We start from the raw sequence: 7,294 nt of genomic DNA, 5'->3' as shown, positions 1-7,294 counted from the left end.
TGGCGCCCGCCGGTACGGGCGCGCGCGTGCAGTGGACGTTCGCCGCCGACGGTACGGCGCCCTTCCGGCACGCCCTGAGACTCGCCCGCCCGGGCCTCGCCCGCGCCTTCCGCGACGCGGTCACCTCCCTGGACCGGCGGCTGGCACGGTAGCGGTCGGTCAGTCGGGCCAGACGCCGGTGCGCAGCAGGGACTCGATGGCCGCCGTGTACGGGGCGATGTCCAGGCCCTGTTCGGCGAGCCAGGCGTCCGAGTAGTACTTGTCGAGGTAGCGGTCCCCGGGGTCGCACAGCAGCGTGACCACACTGCCCTCCCGGCCCTCGGCGACCATCTCCGCGACGATCTTCAGCGCGCTCCACAGCCCCGTGCCGGTCGAGCCGCCCGCCTTGCGGCCGATGGCCCCCTCCAGGGCCCGTACGGCGGCGACGCTGGCGGCGTCCGGCACCTTCATCATCCGGTCGACGGCACCCGGCACGAAGCTGGGCTCCATACGGGGCCGGCCGATGCCCTCGATCCGGGAACCGCAGTCGCAGGTGACGTCCGGATCACCGGTGGTCCAGCCCTCGAAGAAGCAGGAGTTCTCCGGGTCGGCGACACAGATACGGGTGTCGTACTGCATGTAGTGCACATAGCGCGCGAGGGTCGCCGAGGTGCCGCCGGTGCCGGCCGTGGCGACGATCCACGCGGGCTCCGGGAACCGCTCCAGCCTGAGCTGCCGGAAGATGGACTCGGCGATGTTGTTGTTGCCGCGCCAGTCCGTGGCCCGCTCGGCGTAGGTGAACTGGTCCATGTAGTGGCCGCCGGTCTCCGCCGCGAGGGCGGCCGACGCCTCGTACATCGTGCGCGGGTCGTCCACGAAGTGGCACTGCCCGCCGTGGAACTCGATCAGGCGGCACTTCTCGGCGCTGGTCGTGCGCGGCATGACGGCGATGAAGGGCACGCCGATCAGGTTCGCGAAGTACGCCTCCGACACGGCCGTGGAACCGCTGGACGCCTCGATCACCGGGCGGCCGGGGCGGATCCAGCCATTGCACAGGCCGTAGAGGAACAGCGAGCGGGCGAGCCGGTGCTTGAGGCTGCCGGTGGGGTGGGTCGACTCGTCCTTGAGGTAGAGGTCGATGCCCCACCGCTCGGGCAGCGGGAAACGCAGCAGGTGGGTGTCGGCCGAGCGGTTGGCATCGGCCTGCACCCTGCGCACGGCCTCTTTCAGCCACGCGCGGTAGGCGGGATCGCTGTGGTCGACGTCGAGGGTGGCGCCGGTCATGGTCTGTTGGGGGGTGCTCACCACGGGGCTCCTTACGCTGAGCGCCGACGCGGCGTCTCGCGCGGCCGACACACCGATCATAAGCACCTTGCGCACCACTTCCCACCTGCATAAACACGTCTTTGAGCGGCTCAAAGACAACCCTGGGTGACGGGGGCGCGAAGTGGTGGGGGCGCATTTGCGCCAGTGCTTCTCGCGCCCCTGAGAACCGGAGCGCGTGCACTGGTGCTCGGCGGCGGGTGGGGGCAGACTTCAGCGGCGGGAGCAGGGTCCCGTACAGGGGCACACTGGATCTGGACTCGAGCCGGCCCAGGAGCACGGTCCGGCACACCGACACACGCGCAAGGGGGCGGGTGAACATGGCCGAGCCGGAGTTCACGGCCAGGGGGGTGCGGATCGGCAAACGGCTGCGTTCGCTCACCCGGGCCGGGCAGGTCCGGATCAGCGACGGCCGGCTGGAGTTGCTCACCAGCTACGGCACCGAGATCGACAGCGCGCCGGTGCAGGCGGTGCGCGCATCCAAGCCGTGGTTCGCCCCCGAGGACCGTGCGCTCGCGGACCTCAACGGCAAGCGGTACCTGCTGACCCTGGGCGAGCACGACCCCGCGCCGGGCGAGCCGGGGCCTCCGGCGGCCCGCCGGTTCATCGAGGCGGTACGACGGGCATCGGGGCGCGGCGGCTGAGATGTCCGTGACTTGCGCCACTTCTCCCCTTGCGTCACGCTTGTCACACGTCACTCTGGGTTTACCGGCGATAACGCTGCGAACCAGCCCGCCGGCCACGACAGCAGGCGGCAGCGTCACGCAGGCATCCTGCTGGATCCGTACTCCGTGTTCTTCCGGCCCTCGTTCCGGACCTGACACCGGGGAGTCGCAGCCGTGATCAGTCACCCAAGCAGGCACTGCACGGTGGAGCTCCAAGCCCTGCCGTCGCGGATCGGCCAGGTCCGCAGAATCGTATCTGCGCAGTTGCGCTACTGGCATATGGATTCCCTGATAGACCGGGCCTCGCTCGGTGTGACCGAGCTGTTGTCCAACGTCCACCGGCATGCCCAGCCCGACAAGACGTGCACCGTGGAGATGGAGCTGCTGCTCGAGCGGCTCAAGGTCTCGGTGCACGACCACGACCCACGTCTGCCGATCCTGGAGGACGCCGGTCCGCTCGCCACGTGCGGGCGGGGGCTGGCGATGGTGGCGGCGATGAGCGAGAGCTGGGGGGCGCTGCCGGACGGGGAGTCGGGGAAGGTGGTGTGGTTCACCTTGCCTACGCCGGGGGCGACGGTTCTTGCCGTGCCCGATCGGTATGCGCAGCTTGCTGTGGCGGGGCGGGACACTCACCAGTTGGCTGAGGCGACTTAGTCCGGGCCGGGTTAGAAGGCTGAAGGCTCAACGCGGCCGTACTGCATTGGCTCGTTCGCCTTCGGGGGCGCTTTGTGCCGGTGTCGAGACGGCGATCGTGCTCGGCGCTGCGCGCCTCCGCGCTCCCCCACTCTCGGCTTCGCTCGAGCGGGCGGTGCCCCCATGCCGTCTCGACACCGGCGCGCCCCCTGCGGCTCTCTCGCGGCCGGCGCGTTAGCGCAGTGGGCGTGGGACGGCCCGCAACCCTTGTTGCGGGGCGTCCCACACGGTGTTGGGCAGTGGGCCATGTGTTCTCTCACTCTGTGGCGATCGCCCTCAGGACGTTGAGGCGGGCCGCTCGGCCCGCTGGGCGGAGGCCTGCCAGGGCGCCGGCTGCCAGGCCGACCAGGGCCACCAGGGCCAGTTGGACGGGGGGCATCGCGAAGGCGAAGGCGCTGTCGCTCTCGCCGTCGGAGGCCTTGACCAGGACCCAGCCCAGGAAGGCGCCCAGGGCCAGGCCGCCCGCGGTGCCGAAGGCCGCCACCAGGACGGACTCCCAGCGGACCATGGCCCGCAGCTGTGCGCGGGTCTGGCCGACGGCCCTGAGGAGGCCCAGTTCGCGGGTGCGTTCGTGGATGGCAAGGGTCAGGGTGTTGGCGATGCCGAGGAGGGCGATGAGCACGGCGAGGGCGAGCAGGGCGTAGACGAGGGTGAGCATCATGTCGATGCCGCCCGCCGAGGACTGCGCGTACTCGTCGCGGGTCTGCACCTCCGGGTTGCCGTACCTGTCGGCGACCCGCTCGACCGCCGCCTTGCCCTGCTCTGCGCTCACGCCGTCCGCGAAGGTGACGGCCACCAGGGTGTCGGCGTCCTGGGTGCGGTGCGGGGCCCAGGCCTCGCGGGTGATGACGTAGTCGCCGGCGAGTTCGGACCGGCCGTAGACGGCGCGGACCGTGAAGGTCTGCTCCTGGCCGTCGGTGAAGGTGAGCCGGGTGGTGTCGCCGGGAGTGAGGTTCAGCCGGTCGGCCTCCTTCTCGGTGAGGGCGATGCCGGTGGTGCTCAGGTCGGTGAGGGAGCCGCGGATCTCGCCGAGGTCGAAGGTGCGTGCAAGGGCGACCGGGTCGGTGACCGTCAAGGCGCGTCCGTCGCCCTCCACTTCGGCGACGCCCTGGCCGAGTCCGACCGCGGTGTCCACCTCGGGCAGGTCCTCGATGGCTGGGGCGAGTCTCGGGCTGAGGCCGCTGCCGCCCGCGCCGAAGGAGGGCGCGCTGACGGCTACGTCGCCCGCGAAGGAACGCGAGACGGTCTGGTCCATGGTGGCCTTCAGGGAGGCGCCGAAGACGGTGAACAGGGAGACCACCGCCACGCCGATCATCAGGGCGCTCGCGGTGGCGGCCGTCCGCTTGGGGCTGCGCAGGGCGTTGCGGCGGGCGAGGCCGCCGGTGATGCCGCGCAGCCGGTGCAGCGGGCTGCCGAGCACCCGGACGGCGGTGGAGGAGGCGACGGGGCCGAGGACCACGAAGGCCACCAGGGCGAGGACGGCGCCCGTCCCGGCCAGCCACACGAACGGCGTGACCAGGACGCCGACGAGGGTGACGGCGAGGGCCAGGGCCGCGAGCGCTGTTCCGGTGACCGCGCGGGAGCGGGAGGCGCCGGAGGTGTCGACGGCCGTCTCGCGCAGGGCGGCCAGCGGTGCCGTGTGTCCGGCGCGTACGGCGGGCAGCAGGGCGGAGCCCAGGCACACCAGGATGCCGACGGCCAGGGGCAGGAGGAGGGAGAGGGCGCCGATGACCAGGGCGCCGTCGGGGAAGGGGAAGCCGATGGCCGGGAACAGGGCCTGCAGGCCGGCCGCGATGCCGATGCCGCCGGCGAGGCCGGCCAGCGAGGCGGTGACGGCCACGGCGGTGGCCTCCACCAGGGTGGCGGCCGTGATCTGCCGGCGTGAGGCGCCCAGGGCACGCAACAGGGCGTTCTCGCGGGTGCGTTGGGCGACGACGATGGCGAAGGTGTTGTGGATGGAGAAGGTCGCCACCAGCAGGGCGACACCGGAGAACACCAGCAGGAAGAGCGTGAAGATGCTCAGGAACTGGCCGGCGATCATGTCGTTGTTCTCCTCGGCCGACTCCTGACCGGTGATCGCCTCGACATCCTCGGGCAGGACGCCGGCCAGGCGGTCGACGAGTTCCTGCCGGCTCACGTCGGGTGCGGCGCGTACGAGGATGCTCGCGGCCTGGCCGGGGCGTGCCGTCAGGTACTTCTCGGCGTCGGCGCGGGTCATGCCGGTGTACGTCACCTGGGCCATGCCGTCCTCGCCGCCGAAGGTGGCGAGACCGACGATGGTCACCTTCACCGGGTCGGGGGTGCGCAGGACCGTGGTGTCGCCGAGGGACAGGCCGCCGCGTTCGGCCGTGCCGCGGTTGACGACGACCTCGCCGGACTTCTGCGGGGCGCGGCCCTCGGCGAGCCGGTACGGGTTGAGCTCGGGGTCGGTGATCCAGTTGCCGGCCCGGGTGGGCGGGCCCTGGCCGCCGATCGGCTCGCCGTCGGAGCCGACGAGCTGTCCGGCGCCCTGGATGTCGGGGACGGCCGCGGCGACGCCCGGGACCTGCTCGATGGTGCGGGTGAGGTCGGTGGCGACCGGTTGCCGCACGCCCTGGCTCTCGCCGGGGGTGGTGATGGCGTCGGCGCTGCGGACGACGGCGTCGGTGCCGCGGGCCGCGTTGCCGAACATGCTGTCGAAGCTGGCGCGCAGGGTGTCGCCCATGACGAGCGTTCCGGCGAGGAACGCCACGCCGAGGAACACGGCGAGGAACGTTCCGGCGAAGCGGCGTTTGTGGGCGCGCAGGGAGGCCGCGCTCAGGCGTAGGGAGGCGTTCATGAGGGCACCTCGAAGGCTTTCATCCGGTCCAGGACCCGGTCGGCGGTCGGGTCTTCCATGCGGTCGACGAGCCGGCCGTCGGCGAGGAAGACGACCTCGTCGGCGTGGGCGGCGGCCACCGGGTCGTGGGTGACCATGACGACCGTGCGGCCGGTGTGGCGGACGGTGCGGCCGAGCAGGCCGAGGACCTCCTCACCGGAGCGGGAGTCGAGGTTTCCGGTGGGCTCGTCGGCGAAGACGACGTCGGGCCGGCCGGCGAAGGCGCGGGCCACGGCGACGCGCTGCTGCTGGCCGCCGGACAGTTCGGCCGGCCGGTGGTGCAGCCGGTCGCGCAGGCCGACGACGTCGATCAGGGCGTCGATCCACTCGGGGTCTCCCCCGCCGCCCGCGAGATCGAGCGGCAGGGTGATGTTCTCCGCGACGGTGAGCGTCGGCACCAGGTTGTACGCCTGGAACACGAAGCCCACGCGGTCGCGGCGCAGCAGCGTGAGGCGGCGGTCGTCGAGGCCGCCCAGGTCGGTGTCGCCGATGCAGGCGGAGCCGGAGGTGAGCGTGTCCAGTCCGGCCGCGCAGTGCATCAGGGTCGACTTGCCGGACCCCGAGGGGCCCATGATCGCGGTGAAGCGGCCGGCCGGGAAGGTGACCGTCACCCCGTCGAGGGCCCGTACGGCGGTGTCGCCGGCGCCGTACACCTTCACGGCGTCGACGACGCGCGCGGCGGTGCGGGTGGTGGCGGTTGTGGTGGTCATGCCGCACCGCCCTTGCGGCCGAACTGCTCGTCCAGGACGGACAGGCGGCGCCAGTACTCGTCCTCGTCGATCTCACCGGAGGCGAACCGGTGGCCGAGCACCGTGATGGGCGAGTCCCCCGCCGGCGCGGTCCGCCCGGGTCCATGGCGTCCGCGCCACACGGTCCGCCGCAGCAACGCGATACCGCCACCGATGACCAGGGCCCAGATCAGGGGGAAGAGCAGGATCCACGCGCCGGGTCCACCGTCGCCGAAGTGCGCCAGAGTCTGCATGATCGTTCAACTCCTCGGAAGCGATACCTACGTTCGTGTGTCGCTTCCGAGAGTCGCCCTGAAGGGTGCCCCCGGTCGTCGTACGGCGAGCGGCAGTAGGGGTACCTCGTGGGGAGTACGGCACCGGGTGCCGAGGCGTCCTCGGGCGTACCTCTCGGGTCAGGTCGCTGCCTGGTCCGTGTCGCGCAGGGCGCCCCAGCCGTGCCAGCGTTCGACGTCGATCCAGGCGCTGACGCGGGGACGCTCCCGGTCCGGGTAGGGGCTGCCGGTGTAGTGACGGGCGAGGCGGTCGATGTCGGTCAGGCCCTTGTCGTCGTGGAGTTCGGTGACGCGGCCGATGAGGGTGACGTGGGTGTACCAGTCGTCGCCGTCCAGGACGGTGAGGGTGACGCGTGGGTCGCGGCGCAGGTGCTTCAGGCGGACCCGGCCCGCGTCGAGGCTGATCAGGGCGCGGTCGTCCTCCCACAGGTACCAGGTGGGGGTGGAGACGGGCGCGCCGTCCAAGCGGACGGTGGCCATCACGCAGGGGTTGGCGCGACGCAGGAGGGCGTCGGCCTTCGGGGGGAGCGGGGGCTTGGACATGGGGCTCCTCGGGTGACGTGGGTGAGTGGTCGTCCGGGCGGGCGGCGTCCGGTGCTCAGGCCTCGGGCCCGTCGTCGAAGCTGGCGTAGTACGCGGCGGCCATGTCCTCGTCGCCGTGGCCCTGGGCGGCGGCGCGTTCCAGGCGGGCGGCGCCGGCCGCGGCCACGTCCAGGCGTACGCCGTGCCGCTCGCCGGCCTGGACGATGAGGCGGG

General features: G+C 72.1%; 7 protein-coding genes and 2 pseudogenes. 3 read left to right on the top strand and 6 right to left on the bottom strand.

What is annotated here, in order from left to right:
* Positions 1-152 (top strand): annotated as a pseudogene (locus tag N4P33_RS30250) (SRPBCC family protein); the annotation flags it as partial.
* Positions 153-159: 7 nt separating this feature from the next.
* Here the strand turns inward: N4P33_RS30250 and N4P33_RS30245 are convergent.
* Positions 160-1,263 carry a PLP-dependent cysteine synthase family protein gene (locus N4P33_RS30245; protein WP_260830135.1) on the bottom strand — a complete coding sequence of 368 codons (1,104 nt, stop codon included), beginning with the start codon at positions 1,261-1,263 and terminating at the stop codon, positions 160-162.
* Between the two features lie 359 nt (positions 1,264-1,622).
* Here N4P33_RS30245 and N4P33_RS30240 point away from each other — a divergent pair, with 359 nt between their 5' ends.
* Complete coding sequence (locus tag N4P33_RS30240; RefSeq protein ID WP_260830134.1) at positions 1,623-1,946, top strand: hypothetical protein; 324 nt, start codon at positions 1,623-1,625, stop codon at positions 1,944-1,946.
* A 195-nt stretch (positions 1,947-2,141) separates the two neighbouring features.
* Positions 2,142-2,621 (top strand): ATP-binding protein, encoded by a 480-nt coding sequence (locus N4P33_RS30235; protein WP_260830133.1) that lies wholly within the window; start codon positions 2,142-2,144, stop codon positions 2,619-2,621.
* A 295-nt stretch (positions 2,622-2,916) separates the two neighbouring features.
* On the opposite strand, the gene N4P33_RS30230 is transcribed toward N4P33_RS30235, so the two are convergent.
* From N4P33_RS30230 to N4P33_RS30210, 5 genes and pseudogenes are all read right to left on the bottom strand, one after another.
* Complete coding sequence (locus N4P33_RS30230) at positions 2,917-5,478, bottom strand: ABC transporter permease (protein ID WP_260830132.1); 2,562 nt, start codon at positions 5,476-5,478, stop codon at positions 2,917-2,919.
* Complete coding sequence (locus N4P33_RS30225) at positions 5,475-6,227, bottom strand: ABC transporter ATP-binding protein (protein WP_260830131.1); 753 nt, start codon at positions 6,225-6,227, stop codon at positions 5,475-5,477. The genes N4P33_RS30230 and N4P33_RS30225 overlap by 4 nt, the downstream gene beginning before the upstream one ends.
* Positions 6,224-6,499 carry an SHOCT domain-containing protein gene (locus N4P33_RS30220; protein WP_260830130.1) on the bottom strand — a complete coding sequence of 92 codons (276 nt, stop codon included), beginning with the start codon at positions 6,497-6,499 and terminating at the stop codon, positions 6,224-6,226. Before N4P33_RS30220 ends, N4P33_RS30225 begins: the two co-directional genes overlap by 4 nt.
* Before the next feature lie 159 nt (positions 6,500-6,658).
* Positions 6,659-7,081: a PPOX class F420-dependent oxidoreductase gene (locus N4P33_RS30215; protein WP_260830129.1), complete on the bottom strand. Its 423-nt coding sequence runs from the start codon at positions 7,079-7,081 to the stop codon at positions 6,659-6,661.
* A gap of 55 nt (positions 7,082-7,136) precedes the next feature.
* Positions 7,137-7,294 (bottom strand): annotated as a pseudogene (locus N4P33_RS30210) (NAD(P)-dependent oxidoreductase); the annotation flags it as partial.

It is taken from the genome of Streptomyces sp. 15-116A, from assembly GCF_025290915.1.
Classification (GTDB): Bacteria; Actinomycetota; Actinomycetes; order Streptomycetales; family Streptomycetaceae; genus Streptomyces.
The sequence above is the reverse complement of the archived record's forward strand: the minus strand, read 5'-3'. Positions and strand labels throughout refer to the sequence as shown.